This is a genomic window from Lentzea albida, assembly GCF_900111005.1.
Classification (GTDB): domain Bacteria; phylum Actinomycetota; class Actinomycetes; order Mycobacteriales; family Pseudonocardiaceae; genus Lentzea; species Lentzea albida.
This window is the reverse complement of record NZ_FOFV01000005.1, coordinates 112114-133496: the sequence shown is the minus strand read 5'-3', so window position 1 is coordinate 133496 and position 21383 is coordinate 112114. Positions and strand designations below refer to the sequence as shown.

Below are 21383 nucleotides of genomic sequence, written 5' to 3'. Positions count from 1 at the left end.
CTCCCGCACGCGTTGTTCTCACTTCCGCGCAAGTGGACGGTGTTTTCCACTTGAGTGCATAAAGTCGATGACAGGGCGGCGGAACGAGCCGCCGGAATTCCAGGGGAGATCTCTCGTGGCAGAAACGCGCACCGGTCCTGCTCCGGCCGACGTTCCTTTGTTCATGCGGAGGGACGGGTTCGCTCCGCCGGCCGAACTGCTGACGGGCGACCGCGTCCGGAGGGTGCCGTGGCCCGCCGGCGGATCGGCGTGGCTCGTCACGCGCCAGGCGGACGTGAAGGCGGTCCTCGCCGACTCGGCCCGGTTCAGCAACGTCCCGTCGGCGCACGGTTTCGCGGAGGGGGAGGAGCCTGCGGGCAACCTCCTGCTGATGGACCCGCCGGACCACCACCGCCTGCGCCGGATGCTCACCGGCCAGTTCACCCAGCGGCGGATGAGGCACCTCGCCCCGCTCGTCGAGCGCATCGTCGAGGACCACCTCGACGCGCTGGAGCGGTCGGGACCGGGGGCCGACCTCGTCGCCGAGTTCGCGCTGCCCGTGCCGTCGCTGGTGATCTGCGAACTGCTCGGCGTGCCGTGGGAGGACCGCGGCGAGTTCAAGGAACGCAGCGCCAAGATGCTCGACCTCAGGCTGTCGGACGCCGAGCGCGCCGCCGCCCAGCGCGAGATCCACGCCTACCTGGTCGGACTCGTGACCAGGATCGGGGAGGAGCCGGGCGACGACCTGCTCGGCATGCTCGTGCGCGACCACGGCGACGAGCTGTCGACGGCGGAGGTCGCCGGGCTCGGGCTGCTGCTCCTCGTCGCCGGGCACGAGACCACCGCGAACATGCTCGCGATGGGCACCCTGGCGTTGCTCGGCCACCCGGACCAGCTCGCCGCCGTCCGCGACGACCCCGAGGCCGTGGAACCCGCGGTCGAGGAGCTGATGCGGTGGCTGTCGATCGTGCACAACGGCGTCCCGCGCATCGCCACCACCGACGTCGAGTTCGGCGACGAGACCATCCGCGCCGGCGACCTCGTGCTGGTGGGCCTGCACACCGGCAACCACGACCCGGACTTCATCTCCGACCCCGGCACGCTCGACGTCCGCCGCGGCGAGGTCGGCCACCTCGGCTTCGGCCACGGGGTGCACCACTGCCTCGGCGCGCCCCTCGCCCGGCTCGAAATGCGCGTCGCCTTTCCCGCGCTCTTCCGCCGTTTCCCGTCACTCGCACTCGCTGTCCCGCGGGACCAGGTCGAGTTCCGCGCTCTCAGCGCCGTCTACGGCCTCATCGCACTTCCGATCACCTGGTAATCGAATTTTCGAGATCGGGGAGAACGCTGTGAGAATTCTTATTTTCGGCCGCGGTGCGATCGCGACTTTCTACGGGTGGGCTTTCGCGGAAGCGGGTCACCAGGTGGAGTTCTACGTCCGCCCGGGCAGGGCCGCGCAGCTCCCGCCCGAGGTCGACCTGCGGATCAGGGACGGCCGTGCGCGCGGCGCCGAGGTGGACGAGCGGTGGCCGGTCACCCTGCGCGAGGACCTGGACGGCGAGTACGACCTGATCGTCCTCAGCGTCAACCACGACCAGCTGGACGGCGCGGTCGAGGTGCTGGCCCCGCACGTCGGCGACGCGACCGTGCTGGTGTTCGGCAACGTGTGGGCGGACCCCGCTGCGGTGGTCTCACCGCTGCCCGCCGACCAGGTCGTCTGGGGGTTCCCCGGCGCCGGCGGCGGTTTCATCGGCTCCGAACTGCACGGCGCCCTGCTGAAGAACGTCTTCCTGGGGTTCTGCGACGACTCGAACCGCGGTGTCCGCTACCGGGTGGTGCGCGACCTGTTCCAGCGCACGGGTTTCTCGGTGTCGCGGGTGCGGGACTTCCGCGACTGGCTGTGGTTCCACTTCATCGTGGACGCCGCGTTCCTCGCCCCTGTGCTGGCGGCGGGCGGCCGTGCGGGCTTCGCGAGGTCGGCCGGTGCCACCAGGGAGCCGTTCCTGCTCATCCGGGAGATGATCCCGCTGCTGAAGGCCAGGGGAGGGACCCCGCGCCTGGGCGCGACCGTCGCGTCACGCGTTCCGGTGGGACTGCTCGGCTTCGTGCTGAGGCAGGCCCTGAGCCGGGAGAACATCTTCAGCCACGTCTTGGAACAGACCGAACGCACGGGGTACATGACCCGTGAGCCGGCGGGCGTCTACGCGAGGGACGTGCTGGCCGAAGCGCGGCGGCTCGGCGTCGCGCTGCCCAGGCTGGCGGCGCTGGAACCGGTGTTCGAGCTGGTGTGACCGTCCGTTGTGGACGGAAGTCACCAGGGGATGACGCCGTCCGCGCCGAGGAACCGCCCGGTCGGGCTCTCCGGCCCGGCAGTGGCGATCCGGGCGATCGCCGCCGCGGCCACCGCCGGCGGCTGACCGAACCCGTTCATCATGTCCGTGCCGGTCAGGCCGGGGTTGACGCAGTTGACGCGCAGAGCCGGACACGCTTTGGCGTACTGCGCCGTGAACATGTTCACCACCGCCGCGGCCGCCGACCGGGTGAGCGCGGGTAGGAACGCGTTGGTGGTGCGCACCGCGCCGAAGATGTTGGTGTCGAAGACGGCCATCAGCTCCGCGGTCGTCACGTCCGGGAGCGGCACGTTCGGTTCGAGGACGCCAGCGTTGTTGATCAGCACGTCCAGCGCCCCCACGGTGCCGGCCGCCGCCGCTACGGACTCGTCGTCGAGGACGTCGAGCTGGACGAAGCGACCGCCGACGGCCGCGGCGGCCGCTTCACCGCGGGCCTTGTCGCGGCTGCCCGTCCAGACGGAGTGGCCGGCGGTGACGAGCGCCCGCGCGGTTTCGAGCCCGATGCCGCGGGAGGCTCCGGTGATCAGGACGGTTGCCATCGTCGCTTCGCTCCGGGAGGTGCGCTGAGTTCTGTGGCTAAGGCAGGAAAAGGAGGGCGGGCTGCGTCCATGAGACGGCGACTCCTCGCGGTGCCCGCGCTCACACCGAAGCGGATGCACTATCCGCCTGTGTTACCTTGAAACGGATAGCGCATCCGCTTTGGCGTACGAAAAGGATCGTGAGCCTCATGCCCACCACCACCGCAACCGTGACGCGCGAGAGCGTGGACGTAGCCGGGCGGACCCGGACCTTCACCACCGTCGAGACCCCCGGCGCCGCGCGCCCGCTTCTGCTGGTCTTCCACGGTTCCCGCCAGACGGGCGACGTCCACCGCGACTTCACCGGCGGCGCGTACGACGCCCTGGCGGAGTCGGGCCAGGCGGTGGTGGCCTACCTGGACGGTCACCGCGGCAACTGGAACGACGCCCGCAGCGAGAGCTACTTCCCGGCCCGCAAGGAGAACATCGACGACGTGGGCTTCGCCCGAGCAGTGGTCGAGCTGCTGAGCGAGCACCACCGCATCGACCGCGAGAAGGTGTTCGCCCTCGGCTACTCGAACGGCGGCCAGATGGTCATCCGCCTGGCCCACGAGGCACCCGGCCTGCTCGCCGGCGCCGCCGTGCTCGCCGCGACCATGCCGGTCCCCGACAACTTCCTCGCCGAGGACCCGTCACCCACCCCGCTGCCGGTCCTGCTGATCCACGGCACGAAGGACCCGATCGTCTCCTACGAGGGCGGCGGCTTCCCCTGGTGGCAGCGGAAGTTCTTCAAGGTGGGCGGCCTCAGCCTGTCCGCGCCGCAGACCGCCGTGTACTTCGCCGAGCGCAACGGCATCACCGCGACCCCGACGACCTCGCGGCTGCCCCAGGTCGAGGCGGGCGACCCCACGGAGGTGGAGCGCACGTCGTACCGGCAGGAGGGGCGGCCGCCGGTGGTGCTGTACACCGTCCACGGGGGTGGGCACACGATTCCCGGGCCGGCTCGGGTGCCGGGGGTGTTGGGGAAGACCAGTCACCACGTGAACACGGCGGAGTTGGTGGGGGAGTTCTTCGGGTTGGGCGGCTGACTGTCCTGTGTGGCCGGTGCCCGCCTGGAGCTGCGGGACCGGTGGGGGACGGTGCTGGGAGCTTGGCGGGGTGGGCGGCGCAGGGGCGCGGCGGGCGGGTGGCGTGGGCGCCGGTGGGGGCGGGCGGTGTCCGCGCTCGGTGGGGCGGGCGGCGCTGGGATCGGGCGGGAGGGGCGGCGCTGGGGTGCGAGTCGCGCGGGGCGCTGCCGCGCAGCGCGGGTCGTCTTGGCTGGGGACGCGTTAGCCCCCACGACACCACCACCACCACCACGACACCGCCGCCCACCGCGCCACCCACCGCCGCCACCCACCGTCGGCCGCCACCGCCACGTCACGACCGCCGTCCACCGCTGGCCGCTCCCACCGTCCGCCATCGCCACCTGCCGCGCCATGACACGTCACGACCGCCGCCACCACCACCGCCACCCGCCATGCCGTCTCCCCACCCGCCGTCTCCCCACCCGAGACGGAAAAGCCTGCGCCGCAGCGCAATCACACGATCGCGGTACTGGGGCACGACCACCCCACCCGCTATAGTGAGCGTTACATACGACGCGCTCGTCGCCCAACGGCCCGGCGCGCTCCAGCGTTCCCGCCGACCGCCGCGCGACGGCGTCCCCCACCGGTCCCCGCCCACCCGGCGAAGGGCGGCGCAACCGGGGCGGCGAGACCCCAGCACCCTAGGGAGACAAGTGAATCCGCACCACGACGCGCTGTTCATCGGCGGCGAATGGGTGGCGCCCCGGTCCACCGCCAGGATCACGGTGATCGGGTCCAGCACCGAGGAGGTCCTCGGCAGCGTTCCCGACGGCAACGAGCAGGACGTGGACGCCGCCGTTGCCGCTGCCCGCGCGGCGTTCGACGATCCCACCGGCTGGTCGAGCTGGGAGCCGGGGCGGCGGGCCGACGCGCTCTACCGGCTGGCCGAGGCGCTCGAGAAGCGCGCGGCGGAGATCACGCGGGCCGTCAGCGCGCAGAACGGCATGACGATCACGCTCGCGCAGGGGATCGAGGGCGGGCTGCCCGGCGTGTTGTTGCGCTACTACGCCGACCTGGTCCGGGACGGCTCCGGCGAAGAGGTGCGGCAGGCGATGACCGGTGGGCTCACTCGCATCCGCAAGGAGCCCATCGGTGTCGTGGCGGCGATCGTGCCGTGGAACGCGCCGCAGTTGTTGTCCGCCACCAAGTACGCGCCTGGGCTCGCCGCGGGGTGCACGTTCGTCCTCAAGCCCTCGCCGGAGACGGTGCTCGACGCGGTCCTGTTCGCGGAGGCCGTCGACGAGGCGGGGTTGCCGCCGGGTGTCGTGAACGTCGTGCCCGCCGGGCGTCAGGTCGGTGCCTACCTCGTGGCGCACCCCGGTGTCGACAAGGTGGCCTTCACCGGGTCCACCGCGGCCGGGCGGCAGATCGCCGCCGCGTGCGGCGCGTTGCTGCGGCCGGTGACGCTCGAGCTCGGTGGCAAGTCGGCCGCCATCGTGCTCGACGACGCCGACCTCGGCATCGCGATCGGGGAGCAGTTCGTCAACGCGACGCTGCTGGCGAACGGCCAGGCGTGCTTCGCGAGCACCCGCGTGCTGGCGCCGCGCAGCCGGTACGACGAGGTCGTCGACGCCGTGTCCACTGTGGTCGGTGGGCTGACGGTCGGGGATCCGCTGGACCCCAACACCCAGGTCGGTCCGATGGCGAGCGCGCGGCAGCGTTCGCGGGTCGAGGGGTACATCGCCAAGGGCCGGTCCGACGGTGCGCGGCTGATCGTCGGCGGGTCGCGTCCCGCCGGGCTGGACAGGGGTTTCTACGTCGAGCCGACGGTGTTCGCCGACGTCGACAACGCCGACATGATCGCCCGTGAGGAGATCTTCGGGCCGGTGCTGTCGATCGTCGCCTACGACGACGTGGACGACGCGATCCGGATCGCGAACGACTCCGAGTACGGCCTCGGCGGTTCGGTGTGGACGGACGACGAGGAGCGCGGTCTCGAGGTGGCGCGCCGGATCCGCACCGGGACGATCGGGATCAACCACTACACGGTCGACCCGGCGTCGCCGTTCGGCGGGGTCAAGGCCAGCGGGATGGGCCGCGAGTTCGGCCCGGAGGCGCTGCTCAACTACCAGCAGCTCAAGTCGATCTACCTCTGATCCTCGCGCGGGCCCGGGTGGACACGTCCTCCGCCCGGGCCGCGGGTCAGGCCGACCTGCCGGTCTGGTCGACCGCGTGGGCCTGCAGGAGTCCGTTGACGCCGCGCAGGAACGTCTCGCAGACCAGTTCCGGGTCGTGCAGGCAGCCGGCGGTCATGGCGCCGTCGCGCAGCATCACGAAGTGCCGGGCGGCGGGCTCGGCGGGCTCCTCCCTGATGCGCGCCAACAGGTCCGTCATGACCTCCAGGAACCACTGCCGGTGCTCGATCACGGCACGGTGCACCGGGTGCGCGGGGTCGGGGTACTCGGCGACGGCGTTGAGGAACGCGCAGCCGCGGAACTCGGAGGTCTGGATGCCGTGGGCGATCGACCGGCTGATGGCGCGGACGGTGTCGGCCGCGGGCGCCCCGGCGGCGACCGCGTCGTCGATCAGGGCCTCGACGGCTCGACCGGCTTCGGCGAGGTAGGCGAGGACCAGGTCCTCCTTGCCGGGGAAGTGCCGGTACAGGGTGGCGCGGGTCACCTGCGCCTCGGCGACGATGCGGTCGATGCCGACCGAGTGGATGCCCTCCGCGTAGAAGAGCCTGGTCGCCGTTCCGAGCAGGCGCGACCGAGCTTCCGACGGTCGCCCTTGGGTTTCGCTGTGCTCCATGGTGTCCAATCTATCAGATAGAACGTTCTGTCTTGACACTTCGAGCGGAAGTGAGCATGCTGCATCTCAGATAGAACGTTCGGTCTCGTCAGTACCTCGGAAGGAACGCCATGACCACCGTCGACTCGCCCGTCGACTCACCCGCCTCCGGCACGGCGCAGGCGCTGCGCCGGCTGTACTTCGTGCGGTTCGCCTTCGCCATCGTCTGGGCGGGCGTGCTGTTCGCCACGGGCGGGGCGCTCGGGCCGCTCGGCATCGCCCTGATCGTGCTGTACCCGCTGTTCGACGTGGCCGCGGCCGTGGTCGACGTGCGCGCCTCCCGCGCCACCCAGCTCCCGTACGGCCTCTACCTCAACATCGCGATCAGCCTGGCGGCCGCGATCGGCCTCGCCTTCGCCGGTGCGTCCGGAGTGCCCGCGGTCCTGATCGTGTGGGGCGCCTGGGCCGTCATCGCCGGCCTCGTGCAGCTGGCCGTCGGCATCTCCCGCCTGAAGATGGGCGGCCAGTGGTCGATGATCCTCAGCGGCGGCATCTCGGTGTTCGCCGGTTCGGGTTTCGCCCTGGGTTCGGGCGCACCGGACGCCTCACTGACCAACGTGGCCGGGTACGCGGTCCTCGGCGGTGTCTTCTTCCTCATCTCGGCGCTGCGTCTGCGCCGCACTTCCAAGGAGCTGTGACATGGTTGCGGAAACCTACGACGTCGTCGTCATCGGCGCGGGCCCGGTGGGCGAGAACGTCGCCGACCGCGCGGTCCAGGGCGGCCTGAGCGTCGCCATCGTCGAGCGCGAGCTGGTCGGCGGTGAGTGCTCCTACTGGGCGTGCATGCCGACCAAGGCGTTGCTGCGCAGCGCCGCCGCCCTCCGCGCCGTGAAGAAGCTCCCCGGCGCACGGGAGGCCGTGACGGGCGAGCTCGACGTGGCCGCCGTGCTCCGCCGCCGCGACGCCTTCGCCTCGGACTGGAAGGACGACGGCCAGGTCGCCTGGCTCGAGTCCGCGGGCATCCCGCTGTACCGAGGCCACGGCCGGATCACCGGCGAGAAGGTCGTCGAGGTGACCGGCGAGAACGGCGTCACGACGCTCACCGCGCGGCACGCCGTCGTCGTCGCGACCGGCAGCGGCGCCCTGGTCCCCGACATCGAGGGCCTGCGCGCGTCGAAGCCGTGGACGAGCCGCGAGACCGTTGCGGCGAAGGAGGTTCCCGGCCGGCTCGCCATCATCGGTGGCGGCGTCGTGGCCTCGGAGATGGCGACCGCGTTCTCGAGCCTCGGCGCGACGGTCGAGGTGCTGGCCCGCGACGGCGTGCTGCACGTGCAGGAGCCGTTCGTCGGCGAGCGCGTCACCGCGGCCCTGCAGGAGGCCGGTGTGACCGTGCGCGTCGGTGCCGAGGCCGCCTCGGTGCGCCGCGATGACGACGGCACCGTGCACATCACCCTCAAGAGCGGTGAGGAGATCGAGGCGGACGAGCTGCTCGTCGCGATCGGCCGCACGCCGAACACCGAGGACATCGGCCTCGACGCGGTCGGCCTGAAGCCGGGTTCCTGGCTCACCGTCGACGACGCGATGCGCGTCCTGGGCGAGGACGGCACGCCTCTCGGCGACGGCTGGCTGTACGCGATCGGCGACGTCAACCGCCGCGTTCTCCTGACGCACCAGGGCAAGTACCAGGCCCGTGCGCTCGGTGACGGCCTCGCGGCCCGCGCCAAGGGCGAGACCGTCGACGTCGGCCCGTGGGGCCGCCACGCGGCGACCGCTGACGAGCGCGCGGTGCCGCAGGTGGTCTTCACCGAGCCCGAGATGGCGGCGGTGGGCCTCACCGCGGCCGCCGCGGAGGCCGCCGGGCTGCGCATCCGCGTGGTCGACTACGACCTCGCCGCCACCGCCGGTTCCTCGCTGCACGCCGAGGGCTACAGCGGCCACGCCCGCATGGTCGTCGACGAGGACCGCAAGGTGATCGTCGGCTTCACCCTCGTCGGCCCGGACGTCGCCGAGCTGCTGCACGCCGCGACCATCGCGATCGTCGCGGAGGTCCCGCTGGACCGGTTGTGGCACGCCGTCCCGTCGTTCCCGACCGTCAGCGAGGTGTGGCTGCGGCTGCTCGAGGCCTACGGCCGCTGATGTCACCACGCCGGTGTCCCGTGCTCTTCGAGGTGCGGGACACCGGCGTTCCGCGAGCTTGCGCGGTGGGCGAGCCGCGCGGCGGTGCGCCGGTGGTGGCGGGGTCCGGCCGGTGGCGGCGGATCTCGGCACCACCGGCAGGCCCGGCAGGTCGTGCCCGATCGCGCACGACCTGCCGGGCGCCGGACCGGAGCGCGGCCGCGGGGTCCGGCCCGCGTGCATCTGTCCACTCCGGACAGTGGTGGTGCCGGGTTACGCTGGATCCATGACCGCCTCCACCGCCACGATGAAGATCGGTGAGCTGGCCCGGCTGACCGGGGTCAGCGCCCGCTCGCTGCGGTACTACGAGCAGCAGGGGCTCATGCACAGCACGCGCTCCGTCGGCGGTCAGCGGCACTACGCGGCGACGGACGTCTCGCGCGTCGAGGTCATCCGGCGGCTGTTCGACGCGGGTCTCGGCAGCAAGGTGATCGCCCGCCTGCTGCCGTGCGTGGAGACGTCCGACTTGGAGGTCGCCGAGGACGCGTTCGTCGCCATGGTGGGGGAACGCGACCGGCTGACCGCCGACATCACCCGGCTCGTCGAGGCGCGGGCCGCGCTCGACGAGCTGATCGAGGGCAACACCCGGTTCCGCACCCGGATCGAGGCCCGCTGAGCCGGGTCAGAGGCTCAGGTCGATGACGAGCTTGCCCTTGGCGTGCAACGACTCCACGAGCGCCAGCGCCTCGTCCGCCCGGTCGAGCGGGTAGGTCGCCGTGATGTGCGGGTCGAGCGCGCCCTCGACCATGAGCTGGGCGACGCGTTCGAGGCCCGCCCGGTCGACCCGGCGCTCCACCACCACGCCGCCGACCTCGCCCACGGAGAAGTCGCCGATCGAGACGATCTTCCTGGCCAGTGGCGCCACGGCGCGCAACGCGTCGCCGCCGACGTTGTCGACCAGGGCGTCGAAGCCGTCCGGGGCCTCGGCGCGGAGCAGTTCCACGACGTCGCCGGCGGTGTAGTCGACGAACGTCGCGCCGGTCGACTCGACGAGGTCGCGCTTGCCCGTGCTGGCCGTGCCGGTCACCACCAGGCCGCGGTGCCGCGCGAGCTGGGCCACCGCGATGCCGACGCCGCCGCCGATCCCGTTGACCAGCAACGAGGATCCGGCGGGCAGGTCGAGCTGGTCGAGCACGTCCAGCGCCGTCGTGCCGGCGACCGGGATCGTCGCCGCCCAGGTGGCCGGCAGCGCGTCGGGGATGCGGGCGGTGGACGTGCCGAGCAGCAGCGTCGTCTCCGCGTACGTGCCCGCGCCGGTCAGCGCGAACCCGGTGACCCGGTCGCCGACCGCCAGGCCCGTGACGTCCTCGCCGACCGCGAGCACCGTCCCGGCCGCCTCCATGCCGAGGACCTGGGGGAACGGCAGCTCGCCGTTGAGGGAGGGGACGTGCCCGGACCGCAGCTTGTGGTCGAGCGGGTTGACCCCCGCCGCCGCGACGCGCACGAGGACCTCGGCCGGGCCGGGCACGGGGTCCGGCCGATCGAAGGACACCTGCACGTCTGCCTCGCCGAAAGCCTTGTACCCCAACGCTTTGCCCATGGTGAACATCTCCTCGAACCGTGATCCTGTGGACGGTTCGAAGCTATTCGTTGACACCGGTGTCAGCTTCCACCCGATGTGACGCGAAGCTCAGTTCTCGGCGTCCTCGAAGATCAGGAACGTCTTGGTCGACAGCACTCCGGGGATGTTCTGCAACTGCTCCAGGACGACGCGGCGCAGGGCGTCGTTGTCCGCCGCCCTGACGAGCAGCATCACGTCGAACTCGCCGCCCATGAGCGCCATGTGCCGCACCTCGGGGATGGCCCGCAGCCGCGCCTGCAGGTCCCGCCAGTTGTTCTGCCGCACCGTCATCGCCACGTACGCGGACGTCGTGAGACCCACCTTCACCGGGTCCACCCGCGCGTGGAAGCCGGTGATCACGCCGTCCGCCACGAGACGTTCGAACCGGGCGTAGGCGTTGGCGCGCGAGATCGTCACGCGTTCGGCCAGCGCGCGCCCCGACAACCGGCCGTCCGCCTCCAGTTCGGCGAGGATCCGCCGGTCGACCTCGTCCAGTTCCGCGTCCACGTGTCTCACTCCCCGGGGCAAAAGGGCTGTGCACCGGTCCAACTGGACCGGCTGAATCGAAGCGAGAAGTCAATCGTCTCGCACTTGGGCTCGGACCTAGCCGATTGGCCTCCAATATAGGCAACATTCGGGCCTGGTGTAACTGCTCGTGGAGGTGCGGATGAGTGCCGGTCAGCTCAAGGCGGCCATCACCCCGGCCCGGCTGCTGGACGAGAACGGCCGCCTGGTCAGGGGAGCGTCGAAACCCGACGCCGAGGCCCTGCTCGAGGGGTACCGCAAGCTGGTGTTCGCCAGGCGGCTGAACGAACAGTGCGGCGCGCTGGTCCGTCAGGGACGGTTGGCCGTGTACCCGTCTTCGCGCGGCCAAGAGGCGTGCCAGGTCGCGTGCGCGTCCGTCCTCTCGGACGACGACTGGCTGTTCCCGACCTACCGCGACACGGCAGCGATCGCCGCCCGCGGGGTGGACCCGGTCGAGGTGCTCACGTTGCTGCGCGGCGACTGGCACTGCGGCTACGACCCGAACGAGCACAAGGTCGCGCCCCAGGCCACCCCGCTCGCGACGCAGCTGCTGCACGCCGTCGGTGTCGCTCACGCGGCACGCCTCAAGGGTGAGGACACGGTCGTCATGGCGCTGTGCGGTGACGGCGCGACGAGCGAGGGCGACTTCCACGAGGCCTGCAACTTCGCCGCCGTCTTCAACGCTCCGGTCGTGTTCTTCGTGCAGAACAACAAGTACGCGATCTCGGTCCCCCTTGCGCGCCAGTCGGTCGCGCCGTCACTGGCGGCCAAGGCGATCGGCTACGGCATGCCTGGCTTCCGCGTGGACGGCAACGACCTGCCGGTGCTCGAGAAGGTGCTCGGCGAGGCCGTCGCCCGTGCCCGCGCGGGGGAGGGGCCGACGCTGGTCGAGGCCGACACCTACCGCGTCGAGTCGCACACCAACGCCGACGACGCCACTCGTTACCGCGCCGACGACGAGGTCGCGGAGTGGCTCCCGCGCGACCCGCTGCTGCGCGTGAGGACCTATCTGACGTCGGTGGGCGCGCTCGACGACGCACGCGAGCAGGAGATCGCCGCCGCCGCGGAGGAGATGGCGGCCGCGGTCCGCGCCGGCGTCGGCGCCGAGACGGTCGTGGACCCCGAGGAGATCTTCGCCCACGTCTACTCCACCCCCACGCCCCAGCTGGCGGAGCAGCGCGCGGCGCTGCGGGCCGAGCTCGACGCCGAGGAGGCCTGATGACCGCCGAGAAGATGACCATGGCGCAGGCGATCAACGCCGCGCTGCGGGACGCCATCGCGGAGGACGACTCCGTCGTGGTGTTCGGCGAGGACGTGGCCCAGCTGGGCGGCGTCTTCCGCGTCACCGACGGCCTGCACCGCGAGTTCGGCGAGAGCCGGGTCTTCGACACCCCGCTGGCCGAGTCCGGCATCGTCGGCATGGCGGTCGGCATGGCCATGAACGGCATGCGCCCGGTCGTCGAGATGCAGTTCGACGCCTTCGCGTACCCGGCGTTCGAGCAGATCGTCAGCCACGTGGCCAAGCTCGGCAACCGCACCCGCGGCAAGGTGCGGCTGCCGATCGTCATCCGCGTCCCGTACGCGGGCGGCATCGGCGGCGTGGAGCACCACTGCGACTCGTCCGAGGCCTACTACGCGCACACCCCTGGTCTCACCGTCGTCGCACCGGCCACCAACGCCGACGCGTACGGCCTGCTGCGCGCGGCGATCGCCGGTTCCGACCCGGTCGTCTTCCTGGAGCCCAAGAAGCACTACTTCGCCCGCGAAGAGGTCGACGTGGCGGTGCCCGTGCCGCCCATCGGCCGCGCGGTGGTCCGCCGTCCCGGCAAGGACGCCACGCTGATCGCGTACGGCCCGTCCGTGCCGGTCGCGCTGGCCGCCGCCGAGCAGGCCGCGACCGAGGGACGGGACCTCGGCGTGGTCGACCTGCGCTCGATCGTCCCGTTCGACGACGAGACCGTCTGCGCCGAGGTCCGCAGGACCGGCCGTGCGGTCGTCATCGCCGAGGCTCCCGGCTTCGCCTCGGTGGCCTCGGAGATCGCGGCACGGGTGGGGGAGCGCTGCTTCCACCACCTGGAGGCCCCGGTCCGGCGCGTCACGGGCTTCGACGTGCCCTACCCGGCACCCAAGCTGGAGCACCACTTCCTGCCCGGCGTCGACCGGGTCCTCGACGCCGTCGACACGTTGCAGTGGGAGGACGCCGCATGAGCACCCAGGTGTTCGACCTGCCCGACCTCGGCGAGGGGCTGACCGAGGCCGTGCTCGTCCGGTGGCTCGTCAAGACCGGTGACCCCGTCGCCGTGGACGAACCGGTGGCGGAGGTCGAGACGGCGAAGGCGATGGTCGAGGTGCCGTCGCCGTTCGGCGGTGTCGTCGCGCGGCTGCACGGCGAGGAGGGCGAGACCCTCCTGGTCGGCTCGCCGTTGATCTCTGTCGGTCCCGCGCAGTCCGCCGCCGCCGAGACCTACGCCGAGGAGGAGCGCGCCGGTTCCGGCAACGTCCTGATCGGCTACGGGACCTCGGAGACGAGCACCTCCCGTCGCCGCAGGAAGGCCGTTGCCCGTTCCACGCCGGCGGTGGCGCCCACCGGCGAACGCCCCGCGGTGCAGTCGCCGATCGTGCGGCGCCTCGCCAAGGACAACGGCGTCGACCTCACCGCGGTGACCGGCACCGGGCCCGCCGGCCTGATCACCCGCCGCGACGTCGAGGCGGCGGTCGTCGTTCCCGAGCCGACGCCGGTGCCGGCCCCGGTGGTGTCCGATGTGGACCAGCGCACCGGCCTGCCGATCCGCACCCGCGTGCCGCTGACCGGCATGCGCAAGGCCGTCACCACCACGTTGTCCCGCAGCCGCACGGAGATCCCCGAGGCGACGACGTGGGTGGACGTCGACGCGACCGCGTTGCTCGAACTCCGCGCCGAGCTGAAGGAGACCGGTGCGGCACCGGGACTCCTGGCGATGGTCGCCCGGTTCGTCGTGGCGGGGCTCGCCCGCTTCCCCGAGCTGAACTCCCGCGTCGACACCGACCACGGCGAGATCACCCACCTCGACGGTGTCAACCTCGGCCTCGCCGCGCAGACCGACCGCGGACTCGTGGTCCCGTCGGTCAGGGACGCGCACCGGCTGAGCATGCGCGGCCTCGACGCCGAGATCCGCAGGCTCACCGCCGCCGCCCGCGAGGGCACCGCCACGGCGGCCGAGCTGAGCTCGGGTTCGTTCACCCTCAACAACTACGGCGTGCTCGGGGTCGACGGCAGCGCCGCGATCATCAACCACCCCGAGGTCGCGATCCTCGGCATGGGCCGGATCCTGCCGCGGCCGTGGGTGGTCGACGGCGAGATCGCGGTGCGGCACGTCGTGCAGCTCTCGCTCGTGTTCGACCACCGGGTGTGCGACGGCGGCACCGCGGGCGGGTTCATCCGGTTCGTCGCCGACTGCGTCGAGAACCCGAAGTCGGCGATGGCGGACCTCTAGGCCGGGACACGGCCTGGCAAGCGCCACCGGTCAAGCCGCGTGCGTCCACGCACAAGTCCCGGCAGCGTCCTCCTGCGATGCGTGACGGCAAGCACCGGCACGCATCGCAGGAGGACGCCATGACACTCATCGCCGAGCCGCGGACGGGGTTCACCACCGGCCTGTTCGTCGACGGCACCTGGTCGGACGCGGTGGAGACGTTCGAGGACCTCAACCCCGCGACCGGCGAGGTGCTGGCCAGGGTCTCGCACGGCAGCGCCGCGGACGTGGACCTGGCGGTGCGCGCCGCCCGTGCCGCACTGGACGGTGCCTGGGGTGACACACCCGGTGTCACGCGCGGGGTGTTGCTGAACCGGCTCGCCGATCTCGTGGAACGGGACGGCGAGGTCCTGCAGCGGCTGGAGGCCCTCGACGTCGGCAAGCCGTTCGCGCAGCCGGGGATGCTGGACGTCCCGAACGCCGCCGCCACGTTCCGGCACTTCGCCGGGTGGGCGGACAAGGCTCAGGGCGCCACGATCCCGACCGCCGGGTACCTCGGCACGGCGAAGACGCACTCCTACACCGTGCGCGAACCGGTCGGCGTCATCGGCGCGATCATCCCGTGGAACACACCGCTGATGATCGCCGCGTGGAAGCTCGGCCCGGCGCTCGCCGCGGGCAACACCGTGGTGGTCAAGCCCGCCGAGGACGCACCGCTGTCCATCCTGCACCTCGCGACACTGGTGCAGGAGGCCGGTTTCCCGGCCGGTGTCGTGAACGTCGTGCCCGGGCTCGGCGGGACCACGGGAGCGGCGCTCGTCGCGCACCCGGACGTCGACAAGATCAGCTTCACCGGGTCGCCCGAGGTGGGCAGGCAGATCCAGAAGTCCGCGGCGGACACCTTCAAGCGCGTCACCCTGGAACTCGGCGGCAAGAGCCCGCAGATCGTGTGCGAGGACGCCGACGTGCGGGCAGCTGTCCAGGGCATCGCCATGGGGTTGTTCTTCAACCAGGGCGAGGTGTGCGCGGCCGGCACCCGGATCCTGGTGCACCGCTCCCACTACGAGAACGTGGTGGACGCCCTGGCCCAGGCCACCGAGGCGCAGGTCCTCGGTGACCCGTTCGACGCGCGGACCACCATGGGCGCGCTGGTGAACGCGAAGCAGAAGCAGCGGGTGGCCGACTACGTCGAGAAGGGCAAGGCCGAGGGTGCGCGGCTGGTCGCCGGGGGCGGCGAGGTCGACGGGCCCGGTTTCTTCGTGCGCCCCACCATCTTCGCCGACGTCGACAACGCCTCGACCATCGCCCGCGAGGAGATCTTCGGCCCGGTCGGCGCGGTGATCCCGTTCGACACCGTCGAGGAGGCCCTCGCGATCGCCAACGACACCGAGTACGGCCTGGCCGCCACGATCTGGACACGGGACGTCTCGCTCGCGCACACGATGGCGGCGAAGGTGCGCGCGGGTGCGGTGTGGGTCAACGGGTGGGCGGCCATCGACCCCGCCCTGCCCTGGGGCGGCATGAAGTCGAGCGGCATCGGCCGTGAGCTCGGCTGTTCCGGCATCCTCGCCAACACCGAGGAGAAGGTCGTGACGATCGTCCTCCAAGGACGGTTCTTGCGGTACTCGCGCGGCGACTGGCCGAACGCGCCGCGGAAGAGCCGCGAGAAGTGCGCCGGATCGGTGAAACCCCAGCGGTGGCCGACGTTCGCGATCGGGACGTCGGCGCACCGCGGGTCGGCGAGGTCGCGGCGGCAGCGTTCGAGGCGGCGGCCGCGGATCATCGCCGACACCGAGGTGCCCTCCGCCTCGAAGACCTTCTGCAGGTGGCGGACGGAAACGAAGTGCGCGTCGGCGACGGTCTTCGAGGACAGGCCGGGATCGTGCAGGTTGTCGTCGATGAACCTGCCGGCGCGGGCCAGCAGGGCGCGGTGCGCGGCGGGTTCGTCGAGGTGTTGCTGCATCTGCTGGGCGAAGGCCGCCGTCACCAGGTCCACCACGGCGTCACCGAGGTGCGTCGCGATGACCGGCCTGGTGGAGCTGAGCTCCGAGCTCAGGCCCTTCATCAGCGGTGCGATGAGCGAGCCCAGCCCGGTGTCGCCCGCGAGGCGCACGGCGGTCAGCCCGGCCAGCTGGTGCTCTGGCAGCCGGACGAGCCTGCGGGGGAACATGGCGATGGTCATGCGGAAGTCGTCGCTGAACGAGATGCGGTACGGCGGGAGGTGTCGTAGATGGCGAGGTCGCCGGGCAGCAGCCGGGCCCGCCGGTCGTCCTGCTCGATCACGCTCGACCCGCTGACCTGCAGGCCGAACTCGTACAGCTCCGGGTCGTCCTGGCGGATCAGCCGCCGGGTGCGTTCGACGACGGCGTGCGAGGCGGCCACCTCGGCCAGCAGGACCGAGCCCAGCGGCGCGGACCCGACGTCACCGCTGAAGCTCGCCACGTCCGACTCGCAGCGGGCCCGCAACGGCACGAAGGTGCGTCAGATGCTGTGTTCCCAGGCCTCGAACGTCGCTGTGGTCACTGCGGTCTCCTCGCTGAGACGCCGGTCACGGCGGACAATACTTACCGAATGGTCGTTCGGTCAACTACCCTGCCCGGCAACGGGCGACGAGGAGGACGTGATGCTGGACCTGAGCCCTCAGCCGGGTGACCTGGAGCCGATCGAGACGGCGTCGGTGGACGAGCTGCGCGCGTTGCAGCTCGAACGGCTGCGGTGGTCCGTCCGGCACGCGTACGAGAACGTGCCGCACTACCGCGCGGCCTTCGACACGGCGGGCGTGCACCCCGACGACGTGAAGACGTTGGGGGACCTGGCGAAGCTGCCGTTCACCGCCAAGGCCGACCTGCGCGACAACTACCCGTTCGGCATGTTCGCGGTGCCCCGGCAGGAGGTCGTGCGCGTGCACGCCTCCTCCGGCACGACCGGCCGCCCGACCGTCGTCGGCTACACGCGCGACGACCTCGACACGTGGGCGACCGTGATGGCACGCAGCATCCGCGCGGCCGGCGGGCGTCAGGGGCACGTCCTGCACAACGCCTACGGCTACGGGCTCTTCACCGGCGGCCTCGGCGCGCACGCGGGCGCGGAGAAGCTCGGCTGCACGGTCGTCCCGGTGTCCGGCGGCATGACCGAACGCCAGGTGCAGCTGATCCGCGACTTCGAGCCCGACGTCATCATGGTCACGCCGTCCTACATGCTCTCGATCATCGACGAGATGGAGCGCCAGGGCGTCGACCCGCGCTCGACGTCGCTGAAGGTCGGCATCTTCGGCGCCGAGCCGTGGACCAACGACATGCGCGCCGAGATGGAGCGCCGCCTCGACATGCACGCCGTGGACATCTACGGCCTGTCCGAGGTGATCGGGCCGGGCGTCGCGAGCGAGTGCGTGGAGACCAAGGACGGCCTGCACGTCTGGGAGGACCACTTCTACCCGGAGATCATCGATCCGGTGACCGGTGAGGTGCTGCCCGACGGCGAGGAGGGTGAGCTCGTCTTCACCTCGCTCACCAAGCAGGCCATGCCGATCATCCGCTACCGCACCCGCGACCTGACCCGCCTGCTGCCGGGCACGGCCCGGTCGATGCGTCGCATCGAGAAGATCACCGGACGCACCGACGACATGATCATCCTGCGCGGCGTGAACCTCTTCCCGACCCAGATCGAGGAGCTGATCCTGCGCGTGCCGGCGCTCTCGCCGCACTTCCAGTGCGTGCTGAGCCGCACGGGCAACCTCGACGACCTGACCGTCCTGGTCGAGCACCGCGAGGACGCCGTCGCGGGAGACGCGGGGGCCCAGCTCAGGAAGCTCGTGAAGAACTCGATCGGTGTCACGGTCGCGGTCGAGGTGGTCGCGCCGGGTGGAATCGAACGTTCCGTGGGCAAGATGAAGCGGATCGTGGACCGGCGACCACCCAGGTGAGCGCGTTTGTCACCTGATCCAGCGGTTTAGACCCGTTGTGACGGAATCCGTGATCTGGTCTCCTCACCATGCTCTGCATGACCGGAACACCGATCTTCGACGAGCTCTACGCCAAGTACGTGCTCGCCACGCCTCCGGCGGCACCGCGCCCCGAGACGTCCGTGGTCGTGCCGCGTGAGCCGCGGTACGACCAGGTCGTGCCGCAGTTCGCGGGACTCGTCGACACGCCCGTGTGGCCCAGCTGAGCTCCTGGGGGAGTGCTCTGGTGTGATCGCCGTGGTGAGCGCACCGGATGCGGAGCGCGTTCGTGGTTCAGGAGCGCGCAGCCATGCCGGCTTGGTGATCTCGACCAGCGGCGCCTGGACGTCCGTGGCCGCTCCGCCGTCGGCCCCGGCCGATTCCGCGAGGTGCGCACAGGGCTGTCGTGGCTCGTCCCGCACGGGAGACCGGGTTCGGGGAGATCACGTTGATCACCCTCTGCCGGCGACGCGCTAGTCGGCGGCGCAGGACGCCTCCGGCACGCCCGCGTTCGCCGCGTTGTCGATGTTGTCCTCCACCCACACCCGCAGCATCCGCAACGGCACCGCCGCGCTGCTCCCCAGTTCGGTGAGCGAGTACTCGACGTGCAGCGGCACGGCGGGGTAGATGGTGCGGTCGACGAAGCCGAACTCCTCCAGCCGGCGCAGGGTCTGGGTCAGCACCTTCGGGCTGACGCCCTGCAGGTGCCGCTGCAGCTCGCCGAACCGCTGAGGGCCCTCCTCCAGCGCGCCGATCGCCAGTGCCGACCACTTGTTCGCCAGCAGGTCGAGCATCGCCCGGCACGGGCACTGCGCGGCGTACACGTCGTGGTCGGAGTGCTGCCCCGTGAGACATACGGTGGTCATTGCGAGCCTCTCACCTGCATGCTTCCCGATAGGAAGTACTAGCCCTTGCGGGTAACTATAACCCTGGGGATACGTTGCTGGAGCCAGGGGAGAGAACTTCCCGAGAGCGTGACCCAGGGAGAGAGTCCAGTGTCTGAATCATCGATGCGCGCCGTGGTCCAGGACGCCCTCGGCGGTCCCGAGGTGCTGTCGGTGCGGGAGGTGCCGCGTCCGGAGCCGTTGCCGACCGAGGTCCGGGTGAAGGTGCACGCCGCCGGGATCAACCCCGTCGACTGGAAGACCCGCGCCGGCGGCGGGATGGCCGGTGTGCTCGGGGAACCACCGTTCATCCTCGGCTGGGACGTGTCCGGTGTCGTGGAGAAGGTCGGCTTCGGCGTCACGACGCTGAAGGAGGGCGACGAGGTCTACGGCATGCCGTGGTTCCCGCGGCAGGCCGGTGCCTACGCCGAGTACGTGACCGCGCCCGCGCGGCAGTTCGTCCTCAAGCCCTCCAGCGTCGGTCACGAGCAGGCGGCGGCGGTCCCGCTGGCCGCGCTGACGGCGTGGCAGGCGTTGGTGGACACGGCTCACGTCACGTCCGGCCAGCGCGTTCTCATCCACGCCGCCGCGGGCGGGGTCGGTCACCTGGCCGTCCAGTTCGCGAAGCACCTCGGCGCCCACGTGATCGGCACCGCCAGTGCCCGCAGCCACGACTGGCTCACGAAGCTCGGCGCGGACGAGGTCGTCGACTACACCGACGTGCGGTTCGAGGACGCGGTGTCCGACGTCGACGTCGTGATCGACCTCGTCGGCGACGGCCACGACCACACCAGCACCCGGTCGCTGGAGGTGTTGCGGCCCGGTGGTCTCCTCGTCGCGATCCCCGGCGGGGCGTCACCCGAACTGGTCGCCGCCGGTGAGGCGAAGGGCCTGCGCGTCTCGGCCTTCCTGGTCGAGCCGGACGGCCCGGCGCTCGCCCGCATCGCCGAGCTGATCGACGCCGGCGACGTGGTGGTGGAGGTCGAGGAGACGTTCCCGCTCGAGGAGGTCGCCCGGGCCCACGCCCGCGGCGAGTCCAACCGCACCCGTGGCAAGCTCGTCCTGCGCGTGTCCTGAGGCTGAAACCATTGGAGCAGCTGATGTTCTACGAGATCCGCCGGTACCAGACCCGGCCGGGGCGGCGGGACGACTGGGTCCGGTACATGGAGAACGTCGTCATCCCGTTCCAGGTGGAGCAGGGGATGTCGGTCACCGCGTCGTTCGTCGACGAGGAGGACCCGGACGGCTACGTCTGGATCCGCCGGTTCGCCGACGAGGAGGAGCGGATCGCCTTGTACGCCAACGTCTACGAGAGCGAGCGGTGGCAGCAGGAGATCGGTCCCGCGGTGCGGGAGCTGCTGCTGGTGGACCAGATCAAGGTCACCAGGGCCGTGCCGACCGCCGTGTCGGGACTGAGGTGACCGCACACTAGGTCTGGATGCCGCGCAGGATCATCGCGCAGATCTGGTCCGCGAGCTCATCAGGCTTGCGCCCGCGTTGCGGCTTGTACCACTCGGCGAGCGAGTTGATCGTGCCGAACAGCAACCGGGCCGTGGTGCGCGCGTCGAGGTCGGCGCGCACGTCACCCTCGTCGATCGCCTCCTGCACCACCCCGGCGATCACCTTGTCGAACGTGCGCCGCTGTTCGAGCGCCCACCGCTCCGTCTCCGTGTTGCCGTGCACGCTCAGCAGCAGCTTCACGTACGGCAGTTCGGCGGCGAGGATCTCGACGTTGCGCTTGATCAGGTAGGAGAGGCGGTCGAGGGCGCGGCCGGTGGTCGCGCCCTCCTCGGTGGTGCTGGCCATCAACGGCTCCAGCGCGCGTTCGAGGCCCAGGCGCAGCAGTTGCTCCTTGCTCTCGACGTGGTGGTAGATAGAGGACCTGGACAGCCCGGACGCCTGGGTCAGGTGCTGGAAGCTCGTGCCGTCGTAGCCGCGTTCGGTGAACACCCGCACGGCGACCTCCAGCAACCGCTCGAGGGTGTAGGGCGTCTGCCAGCGCCCGCGCCGGGGTGTCTCGCTCACCCCGTCATCGTCCCACGCGGTGATCGCGTTCCGCGGCGGGTGCGCGAGACGGCAACTCCGGTGCGCCGCACGTCAACTCGCGAACCCGTCCGCGTCGCACAGTGGCACCCGTCACCGAGTGG

The 21383-nt window shown here is 71.3% G+C and carries 20 protein-coding genes and 2 pseudogenes; 15 read left to right on the top strand and 7 right to left on the bottom strand.

The features are described from left to right. Nucleotides 1-115 precede the first annotated feature (115 nt). Both BMY74_RS15185 and BMY74_RS15180 read left to right on the top strand, forming a co-directional pair. Nucleotides 116-1297: a cytochrome P450 gene (locus tag BMY74_RS15185; RefSeq protein ID WP_245786135.1), complete on the top strand. Its 1182-nt coding sequence runs from the start codon at nt 116-118 to the stop codon at nt 1295-1297. A 28-nt stretch (nt 1298-1325) separates the two neighbouring features. Then, nucleotides 1326-2267, top strand: a complete 942-nt coding sequence (locus tag BMY74_RS15180) for a ketopantoate reductase family protein (RefSeq protein ID WP_089916118.1) — start codon at nt 1326-1328, stop codon at nt 2265-2267. Between the two features lie 20 nt (nt 2268-2287). On the opposite strand, the gene BMY74_RS15175 is transcribed toward BMY74_RS15180, so the two are convergent. Beyond that, nucleotides 2288-2866 carry an SDR family NAD(P)-dependent oxidoreductase gene (locus tag BMY74_RS15175; RefSeq protein ID WP_089916116.1) on the bottom strand — a complete coding sequence of 193 codons (579 nt, stop codon included), beginning with the start codon at nt 2864-2866 and terminating at the stop codon, nt 2288-2290. 188 nt (nt 2867-3054) lie between these two features. Between BMY74_RS15175 and BMY74_RS15170 the strand changes: the two genes are divergently transcribed. Both BMY74_RS15170 and BMY74_RS15165 read left to right on the top strand, forming a co-directional pair. Beyond that, the gene (locus tag BMY74_RS15170; RefSeq protein ID WP_089916891.1) at nt 3055-3933 is read left to right on the top strand and encodes a CE1 family esterase; all 879 of its coding nucleotides are present in this window, start codon (nt 3055-3057) and stop codon (nt 3931-3933) included. Nucleotides 3934-4625: 692 nt separating this feature from the next. Then, nucleotides 4626-6068, top strand: a complete 1443-nt coding sequence (locus tag BMY74_RS15165) for an aldehyde dehydrogenase (RefSeq protein WP_089916113.1) — start codon at nt 4626-4628, stop codon at nt 6066-6068. Nucleotides 6069-6114: 46 nt separating this feature from the next. Here the strand turns inward: BMY74_RS15165 and BMY74_RS15160 are convergent, their stop codons facing one another. Further along, the gene (locus BMY74_RS15160; protein WP_089916111.1) at nt 6115-6720 is read right to left on the bottom strand and encodes a TetR/AcrR family transcriptional regulator; all 606 of its coding nucleotides are present in this window, start codon (nt 6718-6720) and stop codon (nt 6115-6117) included. A gap of 110 nt (nt 6721-6830) precedes the next feature. Here BMY74_RS15160 and BMY74_RS15155 point away from each other — a divergent pair, with 110 nt between their 5' ends. From BMY74_RS15155 to BMY74_RS15145, 3 genes are all read left to right on the top strand, one after another. Next, nucleotides 6831-7397, top strand: a complete 567-nt coding sequence (locus BMY74_RS15155; protein ID WP_089916108.1) for a hypothetical protein — start codon at nt 6831-6833, stop codon at nt 7395-7397. 1 nt (nt 7398) lies between these two features. Then, complete coding sequence (locus BMY74_RS15150) at nt 7399-8835, top strand: dihydrolipoyl dehydrogenase family protein (protein ID WP_089916105.1); 1437 nt, start codon at nt 7399-7401, stop codon at nt 8833-8835. 265 nt (nt 8836-9100) lie between these two features. After that, complete coding sequence (locus BMY74_RS15145; RefSeq protein WP_245786134.1) at nt 9101-9490, top strand: MerR family transcriptional regulator; 390 nt, start codon at nt 9101-9103, stop codon at nt 9488-9490. A 6-nt stretch (nt 9491-9496) separates the two neighbouring features. Here BMY74_RS15145 and BMY74_RS15140 read toward each other — a convergent pair whose 3' ends face one another. Continuing rightward, nucleotides 9497-10414 carry an NADP-dependent oxidoreductase gene (locus tag BMY74_RS15140; RefSeq protein WP_089916885.1) on the bottom strand — a complete coding sequence of 306 codons (918 nt, stop codon included), beginning with the start codon at nt 10412-10414 and terminating at the stop codon, nt 9497-9499. Nucleotides 10415-10504: 90 nt separating this feature from the next. Beyond that, nucleotides 10505-10942, bottom strand: a complete 438-nt coding sequence (locus BMY74_RS15135; protein ID WP_089916102.1) for an Lrp/AsnC family transcriptional regulator — start codon at nt 10940-10942, stop codon at nt 10505-10507. A gap of 160 nt (nt 10943-11102) precedes the next feature. Here BMY74_RS15135 and pdhA point away from each other — a divergent pair, with 160 nt between their 5' ends. The 4 genes and pseudogenes from pdhA to styD all read left to right on the top strand — a co-directional run. After that, on the top strand, nt 11103-12179 hold the full coding sequence (gene pdhA, locus BMY74_RS15130; protein WP_089916099.1) for a pyruvate dehydrogenase (acetyl-transferring) E1 component subunit alpha: 1077 nt from the start codon (nt 11103-11105) through the stop codon (nt 12177-12179). Then, a complete protein-coding gene (locus BMY74_RS15125) occupies nt 12179-13168 on the top strand; it encodes an alpha-ketoacid dehydrogenase subunit beta (protein WP_089916096.1) in 990 nt (329 codons plus the stop codon). Before pdhA ends, BMY74_RS15125 begins: the two co-directional genes overlap by 1 nt. Then, nucleotides 13165-14433 carry a dihydrolipoamide acetyltransferase family protein gene (locus tag BMY74_RS15120; protein WP_089916094.1) on the top strand — a complete coding sequence of 423 codons (1269 nt, stop codon included), beginning with the start codon at nt 13165-13167 and terminating at the stop codon, nt 14431-14433. Before BMY74_RS15125 ends, BMY74_RS15120 begins: the two co-directional genes overlap by 4 nt. 77 nt (nt 14434-14510) lie before the next feature. After that, a pseudogene (styD, locus tag BMY74_RS15115) lies at nt 14511-16004 on the top strand (phenylacetaldehyde dehydrogenase StyD); the annotation flags it as partial. A gap of 74 nt (nt 16005-16078) precedes the next feature. Here styD and BMY74_RS47130 read toward each other — a convergent pair. Then, nucleotides 16079-16854: pseudogene (locus BMY74_RS47130) on the bottom strand (AraC-like ligand-binding domain-containing protein); the annotation flags it as partial. 181 nt (nt 16855-17035) lie between these two features. Between BMY74_RS47130 and paaK the strand changes: the two are divergent. Continuing rightward, the gene (gene paaK / locus BMY74_RS15100; RefSeq protein WP_089916089.1) at nt 17036-18334 is read left to right on the top strand and encodes a phenylacetate--CoA ligase PaaK; all 1299 of its coding nucleotides are present in this window, start codon (nt 17036-17038) and stop codon (nt 18332-18334) included. 77 nt (nt 18335-18411) lie between these two features. Further along, complete coding sequence (locus BMY74_RS45055) at nt 18412-18579, top strand: hypothetical protein (protein WP_177229755.1); 168 nt, start codon at nt 18412-18414, stop codon at nt 18577-18579. 246 nt (nt 18580-18825) lie between these two features. Here BMY74_RS45055 and BMY74_RS15095 read toward each other — a convergent pair whose 3' ends face one another. Next, nucleotides 18826-19218: a winged helix-turn-helix transcriptional regulator gene (locus tag BMY74_RS15095; RefSeq protein WP_089916086.1), complete on the bottom strand. Its 393-nt coding sequence runs from the start codon at nt 19216-19218 to the stop codon at nt 18826-18828. Between the two features lie 144 nt (nt 19219-19362). Here BMY74_RS15095 and BMY74_RS15090 point away from each other — a divergent pair, with 144 nt between their 5' ends. Both BMY74_RS15090 and BMY74_RS15085 read left to right on the top strand, forming a co-directional pair. After that, a complete protein-coding gene (locus BMY74_RS15090; protein WP_089916085.1) occupies nt 19363-20313 on the top strand; it encodes an NADP-dependent oxidoreductase in 951 nt (316 codons plus the stop codon). A gap of 23 nt (nt 20314-20336) precedes the next feature. Then, complete coding sequence (locus BMY74_RS15085) at nt 20337-20657, top strand: NIPSNAP family protein (RefSeq protein ID WP_089916882.1); 321 nt, start codon at nt 20337-20339, stop codon at nt 20655-20657. 7 nt (nt 20658-20664) lie between these two features. Here the strand turns inward: BMY74_RS15085 and BMY74_RS15080 are convergent, their stop codons facing one another. Continuing rightward, entirely contained in the window at nt 20665-21261 is a 597-nt protein-coding gene (locus BMY74_RS15080; RefSeq protein WP_177229754.1) for a TetR/AcrR family transcriptional regulator, read from the bottom strand. Nucleotides 21262-21383: the final 122 nt, after the last annotated feature.